The organism is Bradyrhizobium sp. USDA 3311, assembly GCF_054062495.1.
The window spans coordinates 8,162,522-8,187,054 of record NZ_JBSSFI010000001.1; the positions used below are offsets into that span (position 1 = coordinate 8,162,522).

Genomic DNA, 24,533 nt, shown 5'->3' on the forward strand with positions numbered 1-24,533 from the left:
AACAGTCGGGATTTCAGTGTCTGTCACTTACTTCGCCGCGTCCATCCATATCCCCGGCTGCGAATGCTCGCGGATGTGGGTGACGAGGAAGTCGGAAAAGGCCCTGATCTTGGCCGGCAGCCCGGCACGGTTCTGGTAGGCGATGTTCATGGTGAGCAGAGGCAGCTCCCAATCCAGCAGGACCGGGACGAGACGGCCCGCCGCGATATCGCTCTGGACGATGTAGAGCGGCTGGATGAGGATGCCGAGACCCGCCAGCGCCGCGCCGCGGATGACCTGGCCGTCATTGCTGTCGAGCGTCGGCGTGATGCGCACCGTCTGCGCGCCATTGCCTTTGCGCAGGCGCAGCGAATAGGGATCGTTCGCAAGGTTGTAGACGAGCATGTTGTGGCGCGCGAGATCGGCGGGCTGTTCCAGCTCGCCTGCGCTTGCGAGATAGGAGGGCGCGGCTGCCAGCACGCGACGCATCTGGCCGATGCGGCGGACGATGATGTTCGAATCCGGCTCCTGCTCGCGCGTGCGGATCGCCACATCGATGCCCGCCTCGATGAAGTCAGGATAGCGGTTGGCGGTGGTGATCTGCATGTTGAGCTTCGGATAGCGCGCGCGGAAGGCCGGCAGCATCGGCGCCAGATAGATCACCGCAAAGGACAGCGAGCTCGTGACCCGCAGCATGCCCTGCGGCGACAGCGCGCGATCGCTGACGATGTCCTCGGCTTCCGCCAGTTCGCTCAGCACCCGGCTGGACCGCTCCAGCAACTCCTGCCCCGCCTCCGTCAGCCACAGGCGGCGCGTGTTGCGCTCGATCAGGCGAACGGCGAGGCGCTCCTCGAGCGCGCTGAGATGGCGGCTCGCGGCCGCGTTCGACATGCGCAAGGCCTCGGCGGCTTTGGACAGGCTGCCGAGCTCGGCCGTCTTGGCGAACACCTCCAGTTGGAGCAGGCGATCCATTTTTCCACTTATAGGAAAAGAGACTTACAAATATTGGCCTTTATTTCCGTATCCCGCAAGCCAAAATGGGTCCAACACAAGCAAGATGACAGGCGAGGAAACTGGGAAATGTCGGGCCGGATCAGGCACATCGTAATGTGGCGGCTGCGCGGGGAGACCCCCGAGGAGCGGTCCGCCGCCCGGGCCAAGGTCAAGACCCTGTTCGAGGGCCTGCGCGGCCGGATCGACGGCCTCACCCATATCGAAGTCGGCCTCGACGTCAGCGCTGTCGATTACGCCTGCGACGTCGTGCTGTTCTCCGAATTCACCGACCAGGCCGCGCTTGCGGCCTACGCCACCCACCCGGAGCACCTGCGCGTGCGCGAGGCGCTTGGCGACTTGCGGATCGGCCGCTTTCAGGTCGATTATCCCATCAAAGAGACCGGCGCATGATCGGTTCGTTCACCTTCGAAAACCTGCCCTGCCGCGTCGTGTTCGGCAGCGGAACGTTGGCTAGTGCCAAGGCCGAGGTGGAGCGACTCGGCGGCAAGCGCGCACTGGTGCTGACGACGCCGCAGCAGGAGGCGCAGGGCAAGAGCTTAGGGACAGCGCTCGGCCCGCTCTATGCCGGCATCTTTCCGGGCGCCACCATGCATACGCCGGTCGACGTTACCGAGCGGGCGCTCGCGGCGATGAAGGCGTGCGATGCCGATTGCGTGGTCTCGCTCGGCGGCGGATCCACAACGGGCCTCGGCAAGGCGCTCGCCTTACGCACCGGCGTCAACCAGCTCTGCATCCCCACCACCTATGCCGGCTCGGAGATGACGCCGATCGTCGGCCAGACCGAGAACGGCCTGAAGACCACGGTGCGCGATGCGGCCGTGCTGCCGGAGACCGTGATCTACGACGTCGATCTCACCTTGACGCTGCCGGCGAGCCTGGCTGCGACATCAGGCATCAACGCGATCGCGCATGCGGTCGAAGCGCTTTATGCGCGCGACACCAATCCCGTCACCTCGCTGATGGCGGAAGAAGGCATTCGCGCGCTCGCGCGTGCCCTGCCCGCCATTGCCGCCAGAAGCGACGATCGCGAGGCCCGCACCGAGGCGCTCTATGGCGCTTGGCTGTGCGGCGTCTGCCTCGGCACGGTCGGCATGGCGCTGCATCACAAGCTCTGCCACACGCTCGGCGGCACCTTCGATCTGCCGCACGCCGAGACGCACACCATCGTGCTGCCGCATGCGCTGGCCTACAACGCCCCCGCCGTGCCCGAGGCGATGGCGCGCGTCGCGCGCGCGATCGGCGCGGCCGATGCGTCGCAGGGACTCTACGAGCTAGCGAAACGGCTGAATGCAAAACTGGCGCTACGCGATGTCGGCATGCCCGAGAGCGGCATCGACAAGGCGGCCGATCTCGCCGTCACCAACGCCTACTGGAATCCGCGGCCGCTCGAGCGAGGCGCCATCCGCGACCTGATCGCGCGCGCCTGGGCCGGCGAGCCGCCTGTTACCACCAAAGCTGTGGCTTGAAGCGATGCGGCGCACGCTGATCAGATCCGCCACCATCATCAGCATGGATGATGCGATCGGCGACCTCCGCACCGGCGACGTGCTGGTCGAAGGCAGCCGCATCGTTGACGTGCGGCCGTCGATCGACCTCGGCAGCGGCGCGGCCGAGACCGAAATCGTCGACGGCAAGGGGCGCATCGTCATCCCCGGCCTCGTCAACGCGCATATGCACACCTGGCAGACGGGCTTACGCGGCTATGCCGCGAACTGGACGCTGCTCGAATATTTCCGGCGCATGCACGCCGGGCTCGCGACCGTGTTCCGGCCCGACGACATCTACATCGCCACGCTGGCCGGCGCGCTGAACCAGATCAATTGCGGCACCACCACGCTGGTTGACTGGTGCCACAACAATCCGACGCCCGATCACACCGATGCCGCCGTGCGCGGCCTGATCGAGAGCGGCATCCGCGCCGCGTTCTTCCACGGCTCGCCGAAACCGGAGCCGAAGCCCGGCGAGCCGCATTTCTCGGAAGTGCCGCATCCGCGCCGCGAGGTCGAGCGGCTGCTCGCCGGCCCCCTCGCCGACCGCGACGGTCTGGTCACGCTCGGGCTCGCCATTCTGGGTCCGCATTATTCGACGCTCGACGTCGCCATGCACGACTTCCGCCTGGCGCGGGAGCTGAAGCTGATCGCTTCGATGCACCAGGGCGGCGGTCCGGCCAAGACGCCGGATGGCTGGGAGAAGCTGATCGCGGCCGGCCTCGTCGGCGCCGGCGTCAATATCGTCCACGGCAACGATCTGCCCGACGATCTCCTCGACCGGATGGTCGATCTCGGCGTGTCGTTCTCGGTCACGCCAGAGAACGAGATGATCCAGGGCCACGGCTTCCCGATCACGGGACGCCTGCTGAAGCGCGGCGTCCGGCCGACGATCGGCATTGATCTTGAATCCGTGCTGGCCGGCGATCTCTTCTCCGCCGCCCGCGTCGCGCTGTCGATGCAGCGGGCGCTCGACAATGCGGAGACGCGCCGGGGCAGCGGCACCATTCCTGCGACCACCACCATCCCCGTGCGCGAGGCGCTGCGCTGGATCACGATGGAAGGCGCCCGCATGCTCGGCCGGGAGAGCCAGATCGGCTCGCTGACGCCGGGCAAGCTCGCCGACCTCGTCATCATCAACGCATCCGATCTCAATCTCGTCCCGGTGCACGATCCCGTCGCGACCGTCGTGATGCAGACGAGCCTCGCCAACATCGAGTCCGTCATGATCGGCGGCGCGTGGAAGAAGCGGAGCGGCCGGCTGCTGGTCGAGGGGCTGGAGGCGAAGAAGGAGCTGCTGGCGCAATCGGGCCGGCGGCTGGTGCAGGATATCGAACGACAGGGACGCGCCGCCTGAAGGCGCCAATGGACAACAACAATGACTGACGCTTTAAAACATGTCGCGTTCATCGGGATCGGCAAGATGGGCCTGCCGATGTCGCAGCTCGTCGCCAAGGCCGGCTATGCCGTCACCGCGTTCGATCGGAGCGCGGCACGGACCAACGAGGCGCGCACACAGGGCATTTCGATCGCCGCCTCACCGGCCGAGGCCGTAAGCGGCAAGGAAGCGGTCATCACGTCGCTGCCGGACGACGCAGCCTTGCGCGGCGCGTTGCTCGGTCCCACCGGCGTCATCGCCGCGATGGCCCCCGGAGCCGTTCTGATCGAGACCAGCACCGTGAGTGTCGAGGCCTCCACCGAAGTTGCGGCCAGCGCGCAGGCGCGCGGCGTTCTCTATCTGCGCGCGCCGGTCTCCGGCAACGCCAGCATCGTCCACACCGGCGCGCTGACCTGCTTCGTCTCGGGTCCGAAGGACGCCTTCGACAACGCAAAATCGTTGTTCGCCGCTTTCACCCGCGCCCAGACCTATCTCGGGCCCGGCGAGGAGGCCCGTTACGCCAAGCTCGCGGTCAACCTGATGATCGCGGTGTCGGCCGCGATGATGGCGGAGAGCCTGGCGCTGGCGCGCAAGGGCGGCATCGCCTGGCAGGACATCCTGAAAGTGCTCGACGACAGCGCGGTGGCCTCGCCGATGGTGAAGTACAAGACCGCGCCGCTTCGAACGCGGGATTTCGAATCGACCTTCTCCTGCAAGCAGATGGCCAAGGACCTCGATCTCATTCTCGGCGCCGGCCACGCCGTCGGCGTGCCGCTGCAGCTCGCGGCGCAAGTGCGCGAGACCTATGGCTCGCTGGTCGCGCAGGGCGACGGCGAGGCCGACTTCATCGCGACCGTCAAGCATCTCGAGCGGCTGTCCGGCCTCGGCGAACCGAAGCTCTGATCAACGGAGACACCCATGCGTAACTTCAACGAGACCACGATCACGGAGGCGGTGCTGGAGCGGATCGCAGGCGCAACCGATCCGCGCATCAAGCAGGTCAGCGAGGCGCTGGTGCGCCACCTTCATGCCTTCGTCCGCGAGGTCCGCCCGACCCAGAAGGAATGGGAATACGGCATCGACTTCCTGACCCGCACCGGCCACATGTGCGACGACAAGCGCCAGGAGTTCATCCTGCTGTCGGACACGCTCGGCGTCTCCATGCTGGTCGACGCGATCAACCACCCGGTGCCGGAAGGTGCGACCGAGACCACGGTGCTCGGCCCGTTCTTCGTCCAGGCCGCGCCGGAGAAGGACATCGGCGCCGACATCTCCGGTCCCATGGAAGGCGATCCCATGCTAGTCACCGGCTCGGTCTCGACCGTCGACGGACGTCCGCTGGCGGGCGCCGTCGTCGACGTCTGGCATTCCGACGATGACGGCTATTACGACGTGCAGCAGCTCGACCAGATCGGAGATCTCGCGATGCGCGCGCGCTTCCACACCGACGCCAATGGCCGCTTCCATTTCTGGTCGATCAAGCCGGCCGCCTATCCGATCCCGCATGACGGCCCGGTCGGCGAGATGCTGGAGGTGCAGGGCCGCCATCCCTGGCGTCCGGCGCATGTGCATTTCATGATCTCGGCGCCCGGCTTCGAACAGCTTGTGACCCATGTGTTCGTCGCCGGCGACCAATATCTCGACAGCGACGTGGTGTTCGGCGTCAAGGACAGCCTGATCCGCGAGTTCGTCCGCCACCCGGCCGGGCGTGCGCCGGATGGTCGCATGGTGGACACCGACTATTTCCATCTCAACTACGATTTCGGCCTGAAGCAGGTTGCGAGCAGCGCAAGAGCCGCCTAAGCCGAACCACAACGCAGCGGACCGGCAAGAGTCCGTCATCGGGGCAGACAGGGAGCAAGGATGGGACCGCGGGTCAGCACAGGAGCATTGGCCGATCGCCTCACCGGCATGATCGGCCCGCGCGCGAGCGTCGCGCGCGGCGTGCTCGATCAGCACGGCCAGAGCGAGTCGCATTATCGCAATTTGCCGCCCGACATCGTCGTCTTTCCTGAAACCACGCAGGAAGTGGTCGACATCGTGAAGCAGTGCGCAAGCGCGGGCATGCCGATCGTCCCGTTCGGCGCCGGCACCTCGCTCGAGGGCAATGCGGCCTCCGTTGCCGGCGGCGTCTGCTTCGACTTCGCGCGCATGAACAAGGTGCTGGCCGTGCACGACAGCGACATGGACGTCGTGGTGCAGCCCGGCATCACGCGAAAGCAGCTCAATGCGGAGCTGCGCGGCACCGGCCTGTTCTTCCCGATCGATCCGGGCGCCGACGCCTCGATCGGCGGCATGACATCGACGAGGGCCTCCGGCACCATGGCGGTGCGCTATGGCACCATGAAGGACAACGTCATGGCGCTGGAAGTAGTGCTGGCCGACGGGCGCGTGATCCGGACCGCCAGGCGCGCCCGCAAGTCGGCCGCCGGTTACGACCTGACGCGCATGTTCGTCGGCGCCGAAGGCACCCTCGGGCTCATCACCGAGATCACGCTGAAGGTGCATCCCGTGCCGCAGGCAATCTCGGCCGCGGTTTGCAGCTTCGACACCCTGCACGACGCCGTGGACACCGCGATCTCCGTGATCCAGTCCGCGATCCCCGTGGCGCGCATCGAGCTCGTCGACGACGTCATGATGCGCGGCATCAATGCCTACGCAAAGCTCGGCTATCGCGAGGCCCCGACCCTGTTCTTCGAATTCCACGGCTCCGAGGCCTCCGTCGCCGAGCAGGCCGAGGCCGCAGAGGCGATCGCCGCCGACCATGGCGGTCATGGATTTGCCTGGGCCAAGGCGCAGGAAGACCGCAGCCGGCTCTGGCACGCCCGCGACAACACGCTCTATGCGGGCCTGGGCTTGCGGCCCGGCGCGCGCGCCGTGATCACCGATGTCTGCGTGCCGATCTCGCGGCTGGCGGAATGCCTGACCGAGACGCGGCGCGACGCGGACGAGCACGGCTTCACCGCGCCGATCGTCGGCCATGTCGGCGACGGCAACTTCCACATGCTGATCCTGATCGATCCGGCAAAACCGGACGAAGCTGAGGGCGCCAAGGCGCTCCAGGCCCGCATGGTCGCCCGCGCCATTGCCATGGACGGCACCTGCACCGGCGAACACGGCATCGGGCTCGGCAAGATCGACTATCTCGCTGACGAGCTCGGCGAGGCCGTGGACGTGATGCGAGCGATCAAGACCGCGCTCGATCCTGATGGACTGATGAATCCCGGAAAGATCTTTGCGGGCGGAGCCAAGGCATGAGCGACGCGCTTCCGATCGAGGTCACCTCACCCACGCCGCTGCTCGAGCTGCGCGGCATCAGCAAGGAGTTTCCCGGCGTCAAGGCGCTGGATGACGTGTCCTTTGCCGTCTTCCCCGGCGAGGTCCATATGCTGCTGGGGGAGAACGGCGCCGGCAAGTCGAGCCTGATGAAGGTGCTGTGCGGCGCCTACCGCGCCGATGCCGGCGAGTTCTACTACAAGGGCGAGAAGGTCGCGATCGGCTCGGCCGCGGATGCGCAGAAGCTCGGCATTGCCGTGATCTTCCAGGAGTTCTCGCTGGTCCCCCATCTCGACATCGCCCAGAACATCTTCCTCGGCCGCGAGCCGAAGGGCCGCATCCCCGGCACAATCGACCGGCGCAAGATCCTCGCCGACGCCAAACGCGTGCTCGGCACCATCGGCTTCGACATCGACCCCTCCACGATCGTCGACAAGCTCGGGGTGGCGCAGCAGCAGATGGTCGAGATCGCCAAGGCGATCAGCCAGAACGCACGCATCCTCGTCATGGACGAGCCGACCGCGGCGCTGTCCGACCGCGAGACCGAGCTCCTGTTCGCGCTGATCGCGCGGCTGAAAGCCGACGGCGTGTCGATCGTCTATATCTCGCACCGCATGGCGGAGGTGTTCGCGCTCGGCGATCGCATCACGGTGCTGCGCGACGGCCGCCGCATCGACGGCGTCCGCCCGGCCGACGTCACGCCGGACCAGCTCGTCCGCATGATGGTCGGACGCACCGTCGACATGACCTATCCGCGCAATTTCGCCGACAAGCCCGGCGAGGTGCTGCTGCAGGTCAAGGGCCTGAGCTCCTCGACCGGGATCTCCGACATCAACATCGAGGTGCGCCGGGGCGAGATCGTCGGCCTGTGCGGCCTGGTCGGCTCCGGCCGCAGCGAAGTCGCGCGCGCCATCTTCGGCGCCGATCCCGTCAGCTCCGGCGAGATCATCTTCGACGGCAAGACCATCTCCGGCGAGCCTGATCTCGCCGCCCGCCGCGGCATCGCGCTGATCCCGGAGAGCCGCAAGAGCGAGGGCCTCGCTCTGCTGCGGTCGGTGAGCGACAATCTGGTGGTGTCGGCGCTGCGAAAACTGTTCCCGAGCGGACTGTTCGACCAGCGTTCGGCGCAGCGCACCTCCGACGGCCTGATCCGGCAGCTGAGGATCGCGACGCCCAGCGCGCGCCAGACCGTCGGCCTGCTCTCGGGCGGCAACCAGCAGAAGGTCGTGATCGGCAAGTGGCTGGCCGCCGGCTCGAAGCTCTTCATCTTCGACGAGCCGACGCGAGGCATCGACATCGGCGCCAAGTCCGAGATTTTTGCGCTGATCGACCGCCTGGTCGCGGAAGGCGCCGCCGCACTGATGATCTCGTCCGAGCAGGTCGAGATCTGCCATGTCTGCGACCGCGCCTATGTGATGCGCGAGGGCCGCATCGCGGGACACCTGACGCGCAACGAACTGACCGAGGAGAACATCGTGCGACTGGGGATGCATCATGCGTGAAGCTGCGGTCGTTTCCGAGCCCAATCCGCTGCAACGCATTCCCGGCGTTGCCATCGTGCTGGTGCTGCTGATCGCGCTGTTCAGCGCGATCGCACCCGGCTTCCTGTCGGTCGCCAACCTCTCCAACGTGCTGGTGCAGTCGACCATCCTGACCATGCTGGCGCTGCCGATGACCCTGATCATCATGACCGAGGGGCTCGACCTGTCGATGGGTGCGGTGCTGACGCTGACCTCGCTCTGTGTCGCGATCGTATCGCTCGCGACCAAGTCGATGCTCTTGGGCTTAGGTGCCGGCCTGCTGGTCGGCGCCGCCTTCGGCACCGTCAACGGCTGGCTGGTCGCCATTCTCGGCATTCCGCCCTTCGTCGCGACGCTCGGCACGCTCGGCATGGCCCAGGGCCTGTCGCTGATCGTCAGCGACGGCCAGAGCGTGGTCGGCATTCCTCACAGCGTGCGCGACATCTACTCGGCGACGCTGCTCGGCGTTCCCGTGCCGATCGTGATGGCGCTGGTGACTTACGCCGCGTTTCACGGCCTGCTCTATCACACCCGCTTCGGCACCTACATCTTCGCGCTCGGCGGCAACCGCGAGGCGCTGCGCTATGCCGGCCTCTCGCCGAACAAGCTGCTGATCGCGGTCTATGCGCTCGGCGGCGCCATGGCCGGCATCGCGGGCCTGTTGATGACCGCGCGGATGAATTCAGGTCATCCGACCGCGGGCCTCGGCCTTGAATTCGATGCGATCGCAGCGGTCGCGGTCGGCGGTACATCCTTTGAGCGCGGCAATGGCTGGCTGCTTGGCACGTTGCTCGGCGTGATCGCGGTCGGCGTGCTTCGCAATGGGCTCAACCTGATCTCGATGCCTTCTTCAGTGCAGGTCGCAAGCGTCGGCGTCCTCGTCATCGTCGCACTATTCCTCGACGGCCTGCGGAGCCGCGCATGACCGACATCACCAAGGAGGCGATCGTGCCGCCCCGCTCCTTCCTGTCGCAGGACGCGATCCAGGTGTTCTATCGACTGCTCGCGGCGCTGCTGATCTGCGCCGTGCTGGCCGTGCTCAGCGATTCCTTCCTCAGCCTCGGCAACATCCTCAATGTGCTCCGGCAGGCGAGCCTGACCTTCTTCATCGCCTCCGGCCTGACGCTGGTGGTGCTGACCGCGGGCCTCGATCTCTCCGTCGGCGCCAATGTCGCGCTGTCGGCCTGTATCGCCGGAACCGTGATCCACAAGACCGGCTCGCCGGCACTCGGCATCCTCACCGGCCTTGCCTGCGGCGGCATCGTCGGCCTTCTCAACGGTGTCATGGTCACCGCGCTGCGCATCCCCTCCTTCATCGCGACTTATGGCATGCTCTGGGTGCTGAACGGCCTCACCTACTGGTACATGGCGGGCGAGACCCTTCACGGTTTTCCGGCAGGCTTCCGCCAGATCGGCAGCGGCTATCTGTTCGGCCTGCCGATCCCGGTCTACCTGCTGCTGGTCTTCCTCGGCATCGGAACGCTGTTTGCCCAGCGCACGATCTGGGGCCAGGAGATCTACGCGATCGGCGCCAATCCGGTCGCGGCGCGGCTCTCCGGCATTCCGGTCGCGCGGCGCCTGCTGCTGGTCTATGCCGTCTCCGGCACCATGGCGGGGCTCGCCTCGATCATCTTCCTGTCGCGGCTCAATTCGGCCGAGGCCGACATCGGCGAGAGCCTGACGCTACCGGCAATCGCGGCCGTGCTGATCGGCGGCACCTCGCTGTTCGGCGGTGTCGGCACCGTGTTCGGCACCTTCATCGGCGCGTTGATCCTGACGCTGGTGCTGAACGGCATGAACCTGCTCTCGGTCAGCGCCAACTGGCAGCCGCTCGTCACCGGCGTCATCGTCATCCTCGCGGTCTGGCTCGACATGAAGACCCGCCGCCGCGCGCAATGAGTTCCTAGAGTTCCAACAAGCAAAATGAGGGATGGAGGCAACATGAGACTGAAACTGGGCTATCTGGCGCTGCCGCTGCTGATGGCGGCCGCGATCACCACCGAGGTGCGTGCCGACGGCGAGACCATCGCCGTCTTCACCAAAAACCAGACCAACCCGTTCTTCCAGACGGTGCGGGTCGGCGCCGACAACATGGCGAAAGCGCTGAACGCGAAGACGCTGCAGTACATCCCGACCAAGCCGGACTCGATCCCCGAGCAGCTCAGCCAGATCGAGGACGTCGTGGTGAAGAAGCCGAGCGCCATCGTCTTCACGCCGGTGGACTACAAGGCGATGGTGCCGGGGGTCGAGAAGATCAACGAAGCCAAGATCCCCGTCGTCAACATCACCGACCGTTCGGCCGGCGGAAAATTCCTGTCCTTCGTCGGCGCCGACGATTACAGCCTTGGGCTGGAAACCGCACGCTTCCTGCTCAAGACGCTGGGTGGCAAGGGCAACATCGTCATCATCGAGGGCGTCAAGGGCTCCCTGACCAATGTCGACCGCGTCCGCGGCTTCAACGACGCGCTGAAGGAAAGCGCGGGCGCCAAGCTGCTGGCCTCGCAGCCCGGCAACTACCAGCGGCTCCAGGCGCTCCAGGTGATGGAAAACCTGATGCAGTCGAATTCGCAGATCGACGGCGTGCTGGCCGCCAACGACGCCATGGCGGTCGGTGCGATCGAGGCGCTCGACGGCGCCAACCGCAAGGCGCAGGTGATCGGCATCAACGGCACCAAGGAGGCGATCGACGCGATCAAGTCCGGCAAGCTGCTCGCGAGCGGCGATTACAACGGATTTGCGCAAGGCTGCCTCGGCACCATGATGGCGATCCGCTCCTTGCGTAGTCAGCCCGTCATCGGCGAGATCGTGCTGAAGCCGACCGTCATCACCAAGGACAATTTCCAGCCGTTCGACGTGCCGCTGGAGCAGCGGACCTGCCCGACCTTCGAGGACGCCGGCAAGCTCGGCGCCAAGTAACCCAACCGATCATCACAAGCACGGACGGTCGCACCCGCGGCCGTCCCAAGAAGACCAAGACATAAACGGAGACACCATGCTGTTCGCCATTCATGCCATCGACCGCACCGGCGCGCTGCCGACCCGGCTCGCCAATTACGACGCCCACAAGACCTTCCTCAGCGACACCTCGCGCTTCGGCGTCAAGATCGTGATGTCGGGGCCGCTCGTCTCCGACGACGGCGCAACCATGATCGGCAGCCTGTTTCTGATCGAGGCGCCGGGCCGAGCGGAGGTCGAAGCCTTCAACCGCGCCGATCCCTTCGCCGCGGCCGGCATCTGGGACAAGGTCACGATCACGGGCTTTCTACGCCGCCAGGGTTGAGCGGCCTCGGCAACACTGCACCAGGCACGCGCAGTCGTCATATTGACATCTCTGATGTGCCTTGCTGCTCGTGCCGTTATTCGGTGAATAGATCAGATTTCGATCGTTTGCGCTGCCTAGCGACAGACCCATACTCCGTTCACCAGCACACGGGCGCATGCCGGCGCCACGACGGTGGCCGCAGCGCCTGCCGCTACCGCGCCGCCCACGACAGCGCGGCGCGTGGTCCGTCGCGCGACTCCGGCAACACTTGCGGGAGTCGCCGGCCGTCCCACCCTCGCCTGCGCGCTGTCGACCGAAAATGACAGACCACGCTCGTGCGACCATTGCACGGAACCGATCGCGGCGACGGCAATAATGGCAGCTCCAAAGCACCAGTTTCTGCAGGTATGTTTCATGGTCGACCTCCTTCTTCCGTTGTTGAATCGCTATTCGTTTCGAGTCTTGCGCCCAACAGCGACGGGCGCACCGATGGCGAAATTTGCCACCTGCCGTCTCTTACCGGCGAGAGCGCGGCGGTGGCGGGACGGGCCCCAAATCGCGCTGCCAGATGGTGCCATTGTCGAACTGAATGAGCATGCCATCCGGCGAATAGACCGCACTCTGGTTGAATGCGTCGATCCAGATCCGGGTTGCCGGCCAGTACCAGTCGGGCCACGCGCGGGACGGCTGCCCCGCTTCCGTCAGGAGATTAAGTTCAGTCCCGTTTTGGGTAATGTAAGCCGGCAAATTTCCCTGGCACATTCGGACACATTTGTAGATGCCGGTCAGATTGATCGACTGGGCTGACACAGGAGTCGGCGCAAGCGTAGCTGTCATCACGGCGACAACGATCGGAAAATGTTTCATACAAATCACTCCTTCGTTCAAATGATCAGGAGAGCCCCTGTCGAATGGGCTTCCAATAAAAGCGAGTTTCGCTCCGCGAGCGAGCGCCGGATCACTGCGAATTTCGGTTCTTGCTCGCTCCTCTCAAACGCGGTGCCGTCGAGGGCGACTTCACCCACTCCGCCATTTGGATACAGGTGAGAAGATCGACATAGCTCGGACTTCCGCCGGCCGAGGCTTCCCCTTCGCAGCTATCGCGAAGGGGATTTGGCGCAGCGCTCCACACCGTGCTGAGCTGTTGCCGCGCAGCCAACTCATCGCGCATGCAGTCTGCGAAGCTCTGGGAAAGGGCAAGCCCCATTGCCTTGTCATCAGCCGTGGTCGCCTGGCACGTCGCCTCTACCTTCAATTCGGGGACGCGATCGGAGACGGGCATCACGAGCAGTTGGGTCCCGAGGAGCGCTGCGGATAATGCTGCCATCGTCATCTTGACCTCCTTCAAGCTCTATCAAATGACCCCCCTTGAACTGCCACCACGAGGCACCGCGCTAGAATTGCCCCGGTTGAGCCGGGGGACCGGGCCAATCGGATCGCAGGTTGCTCCTGTTGTTGCGATCGAAGAGGTCTTGCCTGCAGATGAAGCCGTTCCCGCAGCTAACCGCCGGAGGAGCAGGCCGGCGAACATCGGCGGCCGCCGCGATCTTTGCGTGCGGCGCCTTGGCGAGGGCGGCCGTGACCAGGACAACCTCAAGCCCGCAAAGGACGGTAAGCAAGCACGTCTTCTTCATGGGATCAGCGCTCCTTTGCTGGCCGGGCGCAGGCGGTAAACCGACCGCGCCGGTCAAACGGCCCGTCGTTCGGTAACAAGGCGGATGGGGATAGTCGCCGGAGCGAGCGCTGTGCCCGCGATTGCGACGGACGAACGACGGTGCGGGCACGTGATGCAGCAAGAGACATGTGAACTCTCCGGCACTCGGCGAACGTCGGGCATAACGGGGCACGACGTTACGGGACCGGCCTTGATCCAGATCAAGCTCACGTCGGCGTTCCCGCATTGCGCAGGGCGCGAGAGCTACGCCACTCCATCGCGCGCTACGTGCGGCTCGTTCGAGGGGGAGTGGCGATTTCGTCGACCAGGGGGAGGCTCGTGGCTGACGTCGCTCAGCGCCGGAAACTCTCCGACCAGCCTTGCGAAATAAGCTCTCAACAAGCGATCGAAAGTCGACTTTGCTTCGCCGACGTCGCGGCCCTCAAGGCCGAGGTTTTCGGCAGTCCCACCCAGTACTTGTTGCGCCATGGCCTGCCTCCTCGAAGCAGTACACGCCCGGATGCCCTTTTTTCCTCGTTGTCAATAATCGATGAGCCGCGATCAATCGGTTTGATCCATCTCAAACGACTCGCGCTTTTGAATAGGAAGCAAAGGCCGACCGCCCATGGGCGTCAGCCTTGATGATGCGCGCAACAGGTGTTGCCGCTGGTCTCCAGAGAGATCGTCAGCGCGATGTGGGTACTACTTTGTAGTCATCCGCTTCGGTGGCGCGGTCGGCGCAGGCGCTGCCGGCGAGATGACAAACGTCACCCAGGCATTCCAGCCGTCGGGCCGGTTTTCCGCGGCAAATTCCTTGTAGGCCTTCAGGTTCAGATAGCCCTGCATGTCGCCAACCGGAAAGATGAACCCGACTTGCCGGCCGACGCTCGCGACCTGCGAGCGGAAGCAGCCGAGGCGATCGCCGGAGCCGCTATCGCAACCGAGCTGCTTATAGACGTAGCCCACCAGACCGACCTGGATTGGCTTGGTCAGGATTTGAGAGGCGCCCCAGTCGAAGTACATGCCGACGCCGCATTGATACTGCGTGTCAGTGTCCTTGAAATTGTAGGTGAAGCCGAGCACGCCAGAGAGTTCATGGCCGGTCTGCGGATTGAAATCGGTGTACCGCCTGCATCGATCGTCCCATGTCCGAGCCCGATATTGGCGAGGTGCGCGGACTGGTACGCGCCGACCGGGATGTCACCCATGACGTAGGTCATATAGTTGTTGACGCCCGCATTCCAGCGCAGTGCGAACTGGGGGATCAGGTCGCCAAAGCCCGTCACTGAATCGCTGAGAGAATCGAAGCGCGATGACGAACGTAGGCCGCGTTTACTTCGTCACGATCCTTCGCGTCGGCGCGACCGTGCTGGTCGGCGCCATTGGCGACAGCGAGAAAGTCAGCCACGTATTCCAGCCAGCTGGCCGATTTTCTGCGGCAAACTCGCCGTACCCTTTCAGGTTCAAATATCCCTGCAGGTCACCGACCGGAAACAGGTATCCGATCTGAGGACCGACTCCCACCACGCGCGACCGAAAACCCCCAAGGATCGGGGGCTGACCAAAATCGTCCGTGACCTGTTGATAGTAGTAGCCGACCAGCCCGACGAAGAGCTGCTTCGAGAGAAACTGCGAAGCACCCCAATCGATGTGGAAATCGACGCCATTCCGATATTGCGTGTCAGGATTCTTGAAATTGTAGGTGAACCCGGCGACTGCGGAAAATTCGTGCCCCGCCTTCTCATTGAAATAGGTGTAGCCGCCGCCGCCGTCGATCGCGCCGTGTCCGATGCCGAGGTTAGCAAGACGGGTTGGAGAGTAGGCGCCAACAGGAATGTCGCCGGTCAAATAGGTCATGAAATTGTGGACGCCGGCGTTCCACTTCAGCGTTGCTTGCGGATACAGATCGCCCACCGAGGTGATTGAATCAGAGAGGGTCCCCGTGCGGGTCGTCACAAAGGGCCCGACCGCTGTTGTCAGCGTTCCGTCGAGGGTTGCGGCGGATCGGCCAAACAAGCCGGTGATGCCGATTGCCAATTGTCCGCCAAGTACCGGCGTCGCGAACGTGTAGGTCGGGTTGAGCAGGACAAGGTCCGCCTGCGCGTTTAAACGCAGATTCAAATCGACATTGACGTTAGCGGGGATCCGGCCGACGCGGATTTCTCTTGCCGCGGCTGCGTTACCGAAGGCCGACACGCTGGTGTGATAATAGACCTCGGCCATCGACCAGCCGGGGACCGCAGGGACTGCCGCGAGGCTGCTGAAGCGCCCCGGAAGCCAGTATGAAACGCCATCCTCGTCGGCATATGCTGGGTCGGACGAGACTCCGGCCAATGCCACAGCCAGACCGATCGTTGCGCGAATAAGCCGACAATGAGACTTTGGTTCGGATAGGTACCGCTTCATCCGCTCGTCCTCCCGCCGACGAATGACAGTGTATCGATCGGCGATTCAATGTCTCGCTCCAAGGTAACGACTTCGTCAGATTCGGCTCAACATGTTGCGCTAAAGGCACTCAGCATCGCCGCTGGCCCGTAGGATTACCGACAGCATCGTTGACCGGAGGTATCCATATCTAGGCAAGCAGCGCCCGTGTGTAGCAAGAAGACTGCAAGATAGTGCCCCTGCCAGAGGCGGCGGCCACATCGAACGCTCTTGGTTAAGTCGCTGTGACATTCGTCACGCACTCGTGCGGGATGATAAGCGAGCAAACCTCAGCCGTTTGTGTCGCTCATGTCTCCGGCATCGTTCGGGTGTCATCGAGTTGGATCAGCGCTCGACAGCCGGATGCGATCCGAAGTAGAGTGTTCGCGCGTGTTCGGAGTATATTGCAATGGATACTCGCAAGATACTTATTGCGCTGATCCCTGCCTTCACCGTCACGCCTCCAGCATTTGCACCGCAAACATAACGCCATGAGCTGCTCAAAGCACCGCTCGCGCGCGATCCGTCTTGATCAGATTAAGACGGAAACTGCCCCGAGGTTCACGTAGGGGCTACGTACCGCCGACCAGGAGAGAAGATTTCGGTTTCCAGCCAAGTCAGATCAGTTCGGTTTTCGGGAGTTAGCCAATGATGAGCGCCTCGAGCCTGCATCGCCGAATTAGTTCGCGCTTTCTGCTCGCTGCTCTCTTGCTGATGCCGTTGACAGCCCTCAACGCCAACGCCCAGCAAACCACTGGCACTCCCGGTTCGCCCGGGGCGACGACCACGATCGACGGCAGGTACCTGCCGAATCCGCCGCAGCCGTTCAGGGGCGAGATCAATCCCAACGCCGTGCAATCGAAGCCGTACTGGCCGGCGCGCATTGTCCCGCCAAAGGGCGCGCCCAATGTGCTTCTGATCATGACGGACGATGTCGGCTTTAGCGCGCCAAGCACCTTCGGCGGCGTGATCCCGACGCCGGCGCTGGACCGTATCGCCCAGACGGGTCTGCGTTACACGGCGTTCCACACCGTGGCGCTGTGCTCGCCAACGCGCGCTGCGCTCCTCACCGGCCGCAACCATCACTCCGTGGGCACTGGCGTCGTCGTCGATCAGGCGACCGGCTACCCCGGCTACAACAGCATCATCCCGCGCGACGCCGTCGCCATCGGCGAGATCCTCCGGCAGCACGGCTACGACACCTCGTGGTACGGCAAGGACCACAACCTGCCGCAGTGGGAGGCGAGCCAGGCTGGCCCCTTCCACAACTGGCCGACCGGACCCATCAAGGGCTTCGACTACTTTTACGGCTTCCCAGGCGATGACACGAGCCAATGGCAGCCGAACAATCTCTTCCGCAACACCACTCCGATCCAACCCTTCCAGGGAAATCCCGGCTGGAATCTGATCACCGCGATGGCCGATGAGGCGATCGGGCGCATCAAGATGCTGAACGACGTCCAGCCCGACCGTCCCTTCATGATCTACTACGCGCCCGGCGGCACGCACTCGCCGCACCATCCGACGCCCGAGTGGATCAAGAAGATCAGCGATTTGCATCTGTTCGACAAGGGTTGGAACGACCTGCGCGAACAGATCTTCGCTAACCAGAAACGACTGGGTGTGATTCCGCAGAACGCGCAGCTAACGGCCTGGCCGGACAGCATCCCGAAGTGGGATACGCTTTCGCCCGAGGCGAAGAAGCTCTACACCCGGCAAGCCGACGTCTATGCTGCGTATCTGGCTTACACCGACTACGAAATTGGTCGTGTCATCCAGGCCATCGCGGACACCGGCAAGCTCGACAACACGCTCGTCATCTACGTCAGCGGTGACAACGGCGCGAGCCCGGAGGGCACGCTCCATGGTCTTTACAACGAGTTCGCGGTTGCCAACGCCGTGCACCCGACGGTCGAAATGAACATGAAGTTCTATGACGCCTGGGGCTCCGACCAGACCTACCCGCACTACGCGGTGGGCTGGGCGTGGGCCTGGGATACGCCCTTCAAATGGACCAAGCAGATCGCGTCGTATTTCGGCGGCACCCGCAACGGCATGGCCATGGCCTGGCCGGCGCGGATCAAGGACGCTGGCGGCATCCGTCACCAATTCCACCATGTAATCGACGTCGTGCCGACAATCCTCGAGGCGGTTGGCGTCCCCGAGCCGGTGACGGTCAACGGCATCGCCCAGAAGCCGATCGAAGGCGTGAGCATGGCCTACACCTGGGAAGGTGGCAGCGCGCCCAGCCGGAGGACGACGCAGTACTTCGAGATGTTCGGCAAGCGGGCCGTTTATCAGGATGGCTGGATGGCCTCGACGCCTCCGCTGAGCCCGCCTTGGGACCTCAGTTTGGCGGAGCCGCCCGCGGACGTCATGAACGCCTACCGTTGGGAGCTTTACAATATCAACGAAGACTGGACGCAGTCGAACGACCTCGCCGCCAAGATGCCGGACAAGCTGCGCGACATGCAGCAATTGTTCACCATGGAAGCTGCGAAGTACCAGGTGTTCCCGCTCGACGACACGCGTTTGACCAGGTTCATTTCGCACAAGCCGAGCTACGCTCCGGGCCGGACCCAGTTCACCTATTCGGGTGAGCTGAGCAACGTGCCGTTCCCGGAAACAGGCTCCGCGCCGAGCCTGCTGAACCGGTCGTACACGGTCACCGCCGAGGTCGACGTTCCCCAAGGCGGCGGCGACGGCATGCTGATGACCGACGGCGGCCGGTTCGCCGGCTACGGCTTCTACCTGCTGAAGGGCCGGCCGGTGTTTACCTGGAATCTGGTCGCCCTGGAGCGCGTCAAGTGGCAGGCCAAGGAGACGCTCGCTCCGGGCAAGCACACGCTGGAGTTCGACTGGAAATATGACGGACCGGGCCTGGGCAAGGGCGGCACCGGCACCTTGAAGGTGGACGGCAAGGTGGTGGACAGCCATCCGATGCCGCGCAGTCTTCCCATAACCCTGATGTGGGATGAGACCTTCAACGTCGGCCTCGACACCGGCACGTCGGTGGATGACCAGGACTACCAGGTGCCATTCCGCTTCACCGGCAAGCTCAACAAGCTGACCGTGAAGCTCGGGCCGAACGAGATGTCGCCCGCAGAAAACGAGACGGTCGCGAAGACAATGCGAGACAAGCAGTAGGCTCGTTGGCGAACGGAAGGTTCCGGCCACATGATTCATGCCAAAGCTCGCGAAGGCGGCGCAGATACGCATGCAAGGCTTTGCCTGTGACAAGCCACTCGGTGCAGTCAGGGATCGACAACGATCAAAGCCCGACCGCGCCGTGTGGGTGCTGAAGTGTGGCAACGCGACCTACAGGGTCAGCCGTGCGCCCGACATGGCTGCAAAGGTCGAGCCGCTGCGGTGAAGACCTCGCGCCTGGTCATGAGAAAAACCAAAGCAATCCCTGCCGCCGTTTTGGGAAGTGCCTTTTCGTCTCTCGTCTTTCCGGAGGCAGTTGCCAACCACATCCATAGGGCCACACGGCTTGCGCACAACCGAGCCCCGGGTCACGAGGATCGATTTGCTCGAGACGATCGCTCTTGATTGCAAGCCGGTGCTTCGCAGGAAGCTTCTGCCAGGACGCCAACGAAATTGCTGCAACCAAGGTGATCGCGAGCACGGCACCGGCGACGGGATGATTGAGCTTGTGGACGCGCATAGCGGGTCGCTGTCGATCCGGGGTGAAGGTCAGGAAAGCTTGCCCCTGGAAGTGTGCGACCCTGAAATTTCGTCCCGTTGATTTCGCTCAAGGTCCGTCGTTCGGCCCGTCCGGTACACGATGGCGAGTGTGAGCGCGTTCTGCTCTCCAATGTGCTGGCGTGTTGCAGATGCTTGACCCGCGTGGCACCGGTAAACCCATACAAAAGATGAGCGTGCCCTGCTGGTTAGGATAGCCGGGCGACCGACGCTGCCCCTCGGCGTCGCCCCCGGTGGGTTGATCTGCATCAACGTCACTCTCTGCATGATCCTGAAGGATGACGACATCCGCGCGTTTTGCGCACCTCTCAGGAGGGCATGCAATGAATTGTCGTGCGATTGTTTCCATACTATTTTTGACATCGGCGATATCCGCCCCTGCATTTGCGCAGCAAGCGCAACCGACCACGCCGCCTCCGGGCTCCCCGGCCGCGACCATCACCATTCCCGGCAACCAGCTCCCGCCTCCCGATCCGAAGTTCGGTGGGGTCATCAAGGACAAGGCATCCGAGTCGACGCCATGGTGGCCGCCGCGCGTCGTGCCGCCCAAGGGCGCGCCGAACGTGCTAGTGATCATGACGGATGACCAGGGTTTTGGCGCACCGAGCACCTTCGGCGGCATCATCCCGACGCCCAGCATGGACCGGATCGCAAAGGCCGGCTTGCGCTACACGAACTTCCATTCGACGTCGCTATGCTCGCCGACCCGCGCAGCGTTGATCACCGGACGCAACCATCACTCGGTCGGCTATGGGGTCGTCGGCGAAATCGCAACGGGTTTCCCGGGTTACGACTCGATCATCCCGATCGAGAAAGGCACGATCGGCACCATTCTGAAGGCGAACGGCTACGCGACTTCGTGGTTCGGCAAGGATCACAACACGCCGTCCTATCAGTCGAGCCAGGCCGGGCCGTTCGACCAATGGCCGAACGGAATGGGCTTCGATTATTTCTACGGCTTCGTCGGCGGCGATGCGAGCCAGTGGCAGCCGAATCTCTTCCGCAACACGACGGCGATCTATCCCTTCCAGGGCAATCCCGGCTGGAATCTGGAAACTGCGATGGCCGACGAGGCCATTCAGCACATGAAGCAGCTCAAGGAGGTCGCGCCGGACAAGCCGTTCTTCGTCTATTACGTGCCGGGCGCCACACATGCGCCGCATCACCCCACGCCCGAGTGGGTCAAGAAGATCAGCGACATGCACCTGTTCGACGAGGGCTGGAACAAGGTGCGCGAGAAGATCTTCGCCAACCAGAAGCGGCTCGGCATCATGCCCGAGAACGCCAAGCTCACCCCGTGGCCGAAGGACCTGCCGGAGTGGGACTCGCTGAGCTGGGACGAAAAGAAGCTCTTCATCAAGCAGGCGGATGTTTATGGCGCCTATCTCGCCTACGCCGACCATGAGATCGGACGGGTCATCCAGGCGGTCGAAGACTTAGGAGAGCTAAACAACACCCTGATCATCTACATCGGCGGCGACAACGGTGCGAGCGCCGAAGGCATGCTCAACGGCACACCGAACGAGTTCACCACCTTCAATGGCGTTCCCGTGCCGGTGAAGGATCAGTTGCTCTGGTATCCGTTCTGGGGATCGGAGCGGACCTTCCCGCATTTCGCGGCCGGCTGGGCGTGGACGATGGATACACCCTTCAAGTGGGTGAAGCAGGTGCCATCACACTTCGGCGGGACGGCCCAGGGCGTGGTCATGTCCTGGCCGGGCCACATCACGGATGTCGGCGGCATCCGCCGCCAGTTCCACCACGTCATTGACGTCGTGCCGACCATTCTCGAAGCGACCGGCATTTCGCAACCCGACACGATCAACGGGATCAAGCAGATTCCCATCGAAGGCGTCGGCATGACGTACACGTGGGACAAGGCGAACGCCAACACAGCGTCGCGCCACACCACGCAATATTTCGAGATGCTCGGCAATCGCGCCATCTATCAGGACGGATGGGTGGCGGCCACGACGCCTGCGACGCTCCCCTGGGAGCTGAGCACCAAGACGCCGCCGGACGTGATCACCGGCTACAACTGGGAGCTCTACAACGTTCAGGAAGATCCCACGCAGTTCAATGACCTCGCGGCGAAGATGCCGGACAAGCTCAGGCAACTGCAGGATCTCTTCTACGCCGAGGCGAAGAAATACAACGTGCTGCCGCTCGACAACTCGACGCTGGCGCGCTGGAACACGCCGCGCCCGAGTCTCACGGCCGGACGAACGGTCTTCACGTATTCGGGCGAACTGATCGGCACACCCGCCAGTGCGGCGCCCGACATCCTGAACAAGAGCTACAGCATCACCGCTGAAGTGGACATTCCCGAAGGCGGAGCTGAGGGGATGATCGTCACCCATGGCGGCCGCTTCGGAGGCTACGGCCTGTTCCTGAGCAAAGGCGAGTTTGGCGTCGGCCGAGGCAAGGTGGTGTTCCTCTATAACCTGCTCGACCTCAAGCGCACGACGTGGGAGGGGCCCGAGCTAGGCGCCGGCAAGCACACCATCGCCTTCGACTTCAAGCCCGATGAACCGGGCCTGGGCAAAGGTGGCACGGGCGTGCTCTCGGTGGACGGCAAGGAAGTAGCCAGGAATTCCCTGGAGCACACCATACCTGTCACTTTCCCCGAGGATGAGACCTTCGATGTCGGCCAAGACACCCGCACGGGAGTGGCCCTCGTGGAGTATCGCTACGACACTCCGTTCAAGTTCACCGGCAAGATCAACAAACTGACCTTCAAGCTCGAACCTGAGCCGAAGTCACAAACGACAGGCAAGAACTAGCACTGCATTGAACCCGCGATTGAACTCAAGGCACAGGAGATCGCCATGAACATCGCCAATCAGTGGATGAATTCGCTCAGGATCCACCGCCGTGATCTGGGTCTGGGCGCTCTGGCGCTAGGCGCGGCCGCCACGCTGCCAGGATCGAGCACCGCGCAGACTCGAGCGGAAGAACTAGGCCAATTTCTGAAGGGAGAGCTGAGAGACCTTAAGGACCTGAAAGATGATGTGAAAGAGGAGATCGCGTACCTGCTTGGTATGGAGTGCTACGTCTATGGCTTCCCGCTGGTCATGATGGACGTGACAAATGGCGTGATCACGGCGACATCAAAGTCGGGAGAATACAAGGCACCCATCAACCAATTCGGTCGGATGAAGGGCTACGTCAGCCCGGATTTCAAGGATGTCGTGCGGATCAGCGTCAACTCGGTGTGGTCGTTCGCCGTTCTTGATCTCGACAAGGAGCCGCTTGTTGCCTCGCACCCCGACACGAAGGGGCGTTACATCGTCCTGCAGTTGATGAATATGTGGACCGACGATTTTGGCTCGATCGGCAGCCGCACCACCGGCACGGGCGCAGGCAAGTTCCTCGTCGCCGGGCCCAAGTGGAACGGCACCGCGCCGTCGGACATCAAGGACGTCTACCGATGCCCGACGCGCTTTGCATGGTTGCTCGTGCAGATGTCGGCCGCGGGCCCGCAGGACTTTCCGGAAATCCATGCCCTGCAGGATCAGCTTCTAATCACGCCGCTCAGCGCATGGGGCAAGCCGTATATGCCGCCCAGCGACGTTCCGATCGATCCTGCCGTGGACCTCACCACAACTCCGTACGATCAGGTGCGATTGATGACGGGGGAGATGTTTTTCAAGCGTCTGGCGACGCTGTTGAAGGACAACCCGCCCTATCCGGCCGACACCAAGATGCTCGAGAAACTCAAGAAGATCGGCATCGAACCTGGCAAGGAGTTCGACACCAGCAAGCTGGATCGCGCCATCATCAAGGGCCTGAACGGCGCACCGGGCGAGGTATGGCTGAAGTTTCAGGAGGGACCTTACGAAGCGCCGTCTGTGAACGGCTGGATCAACATGCTGAATATCGGGAGATATGGCACCGACTACAACACCCGCGCCCTGATCGCCTGGCTCGGACTTGGTGCGTTGACCTCCGATGATGCCGTGTATCCCAGTGCATTCGTGGACGGCGATGGCAATGTTCTGGATGGTGCCGCCAGGTACGTTCTGCATTTCGGCAAGGATGACTTTCCGCCCTCGGCCAGCGGCGTCTGGTCCGTCTCGCCCTATCGCGAGAATTTTTACGTACGGAACTCAATTGACCGCTACGGGATTCTTTCCGGAATGCCACTCAAGTACAACGCGGACGGCTCGCTGGATATCTACATCCAGGCCATGACACCTGGCGCCGACAAGGAAGCAAACTGGCTGCCCTGTCCGCCGAGTCTTCCGTTCAACTTGACCATCCGCGCGTACCAGCCGAGCAAGCCGTTGCTCGATGGCACCTACAAGATTCCACCAGTCAGACGCGTGGGATGAGTTCGGGCGTCAGCAGAGATCGGTATGTTGAAAGGCATGGAGATCGCAAGATGGACCGTTCTCGCCGCGGCCATCGAGGCCGCGGCGACCGGTCTCGTCCTGTTCGCTCGACCGTCATGGTTCGCCCGGCTGGTATTCGGCAGTGAATTTTCGGATGCCGGCAGCGCGCTCGGCCGGCTGACGGCTATCGCTCTGCTCGGACTGACACTCGCCACCTGGCCTTCTGGCGCGATGGGCCCACTGCCATCATCCGTTCGCGCGCTGATGACCTACAACGTCCTGGCAACAATCTACCTCCTTTACCTCGCGATCGGCCACCAGTTAACTGGTATCCTCTTATGGCCGGCGATCGCGCTCCACGCGATCCTTGTGATCTTCCTCGGTCACGCCTGGTTAGCCAAGAGAGATCGCGAGAGCGCAGAAGACTTCTCGATATAGCGGCTGAAACCGATCTTGAGGATGCCGTGGATTGATCTGCATCAACGTCACTCTCTGCATGA

20 protein-coding genes and 1 pseudogene are annotated in these 24,533 nt (G+C 63.4%); 16 read left to right on the forward strand and 5 right to left on the reverse strand.

Translation table 11 applies throughout. From position 1 onward, the window contains the following. Positions 1-27: 27 nt before the first annotated feature. Entirely contained in the window at positions 28-951 is a 924-nt protein-coding gene (locus tag ACVWW6_RS38845) for a LysR family transcriptional regulator (protein ID WP_011085469.1), read from the reverse strand. A gap of 108 nt (positions 952-1,059) precedes the next feature. On the opposite strand from ACVWW6_RS38845, the gene ACVWW6_RS38850 reads away from it, so the two are divergent. The 11 genes from ACVWW6_RS38850 (at position 1,060) to ACVWW6_RS38900 (ending at position 11,934) form a co-directional block, all read left to right on the forward strand. Beyond that, positions 1,060-1,383 (forward strand): Dabb family protein, encoded by a 324-nt coding sequence (locus ACVWW6_RS38850; RefSeq protein WP_028175559.1) that lies wholly within the window; start codon positions 1,060-1,062, stop codon positions 1,381-1,383. Then, entirely contained in the window at positions 1,380-2,459 is a 1,080-nt protein-coding gene (locus ACVWW6_RS38855; RefSeq protein WP_456682632.1) for a maleylacetate reductase, read from the forward strand. Before ACVWW6_RS38850 ends, ACVWW6_RS38855 begins: the two co-directional genes overlap by 4 nt. 4 nt (positions 2,460-2,463) lie before the next feature. Then, the gene (locus ACVWW6_RS38860; RefSeq protein ID WP_456682633.1) at positions 2,464-3,837 is read left to right on the forward strand and encodes an amidohydrolase family protein; all 1,374 of its coding nucleotides are present in this window, start codon (positions 2,464-2,466) and stop codon (positions 3,835-3,837) included. Between the two features lie 21 nt (positions 3,838-3,858). Beyond that, on the forward strand, positions 3,859-4,761 hold the full coding sequence (locus ACVWW6_RS38865; RefSeq protein ID WP_456682634.1) for an NAD(P)-dependent oxidoreductase: 903 nt from the start codon (positions 3,859-3,861) through the stop codon (positions 4,759-4,761). Positions 4,762-4,776: 15 nt separating this feature from the next. Further along, positions 4,777-5,661 (forward strand): intradiol ring-cleavage dioxygenase, encoded by an 885-nt coding sequence (locus ACVWW6_RS38870; protein ID WP_456682635.1) that lies wholly within the window; start codon positions 4,777-4,779, stop codon positions 5,659-5,661. 60 nt (positions 5,662-5,721) lie between these two features. Beyond that, complete coding sequence (locus ACVWW6_RS38875; RefSeq protein ID WP_456682636.1) at positions 5,722-7,116, forward strand: FAD-linked oxidase C-terminal domain-containing protein; 1,395 nt, start codon at positions 5,722-5,724, stop codon at positions 7,114-7,116. Then, the gene (locus ACVWW6_RS38880) at positions 7,113-8,636 is read left to right on the forward strand and encodes a sugar ABC transporter ATP-binding protein (protein ID WP_456682637.1); all 1,524 of its coding nucleotides are present in this window, start codon (positions 7,113-7,115) and stop codon (positions 8,634-8,636) included. The genes ACVWW6_RS38875 and ACVWW6_RS38880 overlap by 4 nt, the downstream gene beginning before the upstream one ends. After that, positions 8,629-9,579: an ABC transporter permease gene (locus ACVWW6_RS38885; protein WP_011085461.1), complete on the forward strand. Its 951-nt coding sequence runs from the start codon at positions 8,629-8,631 to the stop codon at positions 9,577-9,579. Before ACVWW6_RS38880 ends, ACVWW6_RS38885 begins: the two co-directional genes overlap by 8 nt. Next, positions 9,576-10,553 (forward strand): ABC transporter permease, encoded by a 978-nt coding sequence (locus ACVWW6_RS38890; RefSeq protein ID WP_011085460.1) that lies wholly within the window; start codon positions 9,576-9,578, stop codon positions 10,551-10,553. The genes ACVWW6_RS38885 and ACVWW6_RS38890 overlap by 4 nt, the downstream gene beginning before the upstream one ends. Before the next feature lie 42 nt (positions 10,554-10,595). Continuing rightward, positions 10,596-11,570: a sugar ABC transporter substrate-binding protein gene (locus tag ACVWW6_RS38895; RefSeq protein WP_028175566.1), complete on the forward strand. Its 975-nt coding sequence runs from the start codon at positions 10,596-10,598 to the stop codon at positions 11,568-11,570. 76 nt (positions 11,571-11,646) lie between these two features. Then, entirely contained in the window at positions 11,647-11,934 is a 288-nt protein-coding gene (locus ACVWW6_RS38900; RefSeq protein WP_011085458.1) for a YciI family protein, read from the forward strand. A 498-nt stretch (positions 11,935-12,432) separates the two neighbouring features. Here the strand turns inward: ACVWW6_RS38900 and ACVWW6_RS38905 are convergent, their stop codons facing one another. The 4 genes and pseudogenes from ACVWW6_RS38905 to ACVWW6_RS38920 all read right to left on the reverse strand — a co-directional run bounded on the left by ACVWW6_RS38905 (position 12,433) and on the right by ACVWW6_RS38920 (position 15,976). Next, a complete protein-coding gene (locus ACVWW6_RS38905; RefSeq protein ID WP_456683230.1) occupies positions 12,433-12,792 on the reverse strand; it encodes a hypothetical protein in 360 nt (119 codons plus the stop codon). Between the two features lie 82 nt (positions 12,793-12,874). Then, positions 12,875-13,249: a hypothetical protein gene (locus tag ACVWW6_RS38910; RefSeq protein ID WP_404523467.1), complete on the reverse strand. Its 375-nt coding sequence runs from the start codon at positions 13,247-13,249 to the stop codon at positions 12,875-12,877. Between the two features lie 1,023 nt (positions 13,250-14,272). Further along, positions 14,273-14,883 (reverse strand): annotated as a pseudogene (locus tag ACVWW6_RS38915) (SphA family protein); the annotation flags it as partial. Positions 14,884-14,902: 19 nt separating this feature from the next. Next, a complete protein-coding gene (locus ACVWW6_RS38920) occupies positions 14,903-15,976 on the reverse strand; it encodes a SphA family protein (RefSeq protein ID WP_011085453.1) in 1,074 nt (357 codons plus the stop codon). Positions 15,977-16,642: 666 nt separating this feature from the next. Between ACVWW6_RS38920 and ACVWW6_RS38925 the strand changes: the two genes are divergently transcribed. From ACVWW6_RS38925 to ACVWW6_RS38945, 5 genes are all read left to right on the forward strand, one after another. Then, positions 16,643-19,141, forward strand: a complete 2,499-nt coding sequence (locus tag ACVWW6_RS38925) for an arylsulfatase (protein WP_456682638.1) — start codon at positions 16,643-16,645, stop codon at positions 19,139-19,141. A gap of 382 nt (positions 19,142-19,523) precedes the next feature. After that, entirely contained in the window at positions 19,524-19,742 is a 219-nt protein-coding gene (locus ACVWW6_RS38930) for a hypothetical protein (RefSeq protein WP_161536004.1), read from the forward strand. Between the two features lie 280 nt (positions 19,743-20,022). Then, positions 20,023-22,482, forward strand: coding sequence for an arylsulfatase (locus ACVWW6_RS38935; RefSeq protein WP_456682639.1), 2,460 nt, complete (start codon positions 20,023-20,025; stop codon positions 22,480-22,482). Positions 22,483-22,527: 45 nt separating this feature from the next. Then, a complete protein-coding gene (locus ACVWW6_RS38940) occupies positions 22,528-24,033 on the forward strand; it encodes a DUF1254 domain-containing protein (RefSeq protein WP_456682640.1) in 1,506 nt (501 codons plus the stop codon). Between the two features lie 36 nt (positions 24,034-24,069). Beyond that, positions 24,070-24,471: a hypothetical protein gene (locus ACVWW6_RS38945; RefSeq protein ID WP_211434437.1), complete on the forward strand. Its 402-nt coding sequence runs from the start codon at positions 24,070-24,072 to the stop codon at positions 24,469-24,471. Positions 24,472-24,533 lie beyond the last annotated feature (62 nt).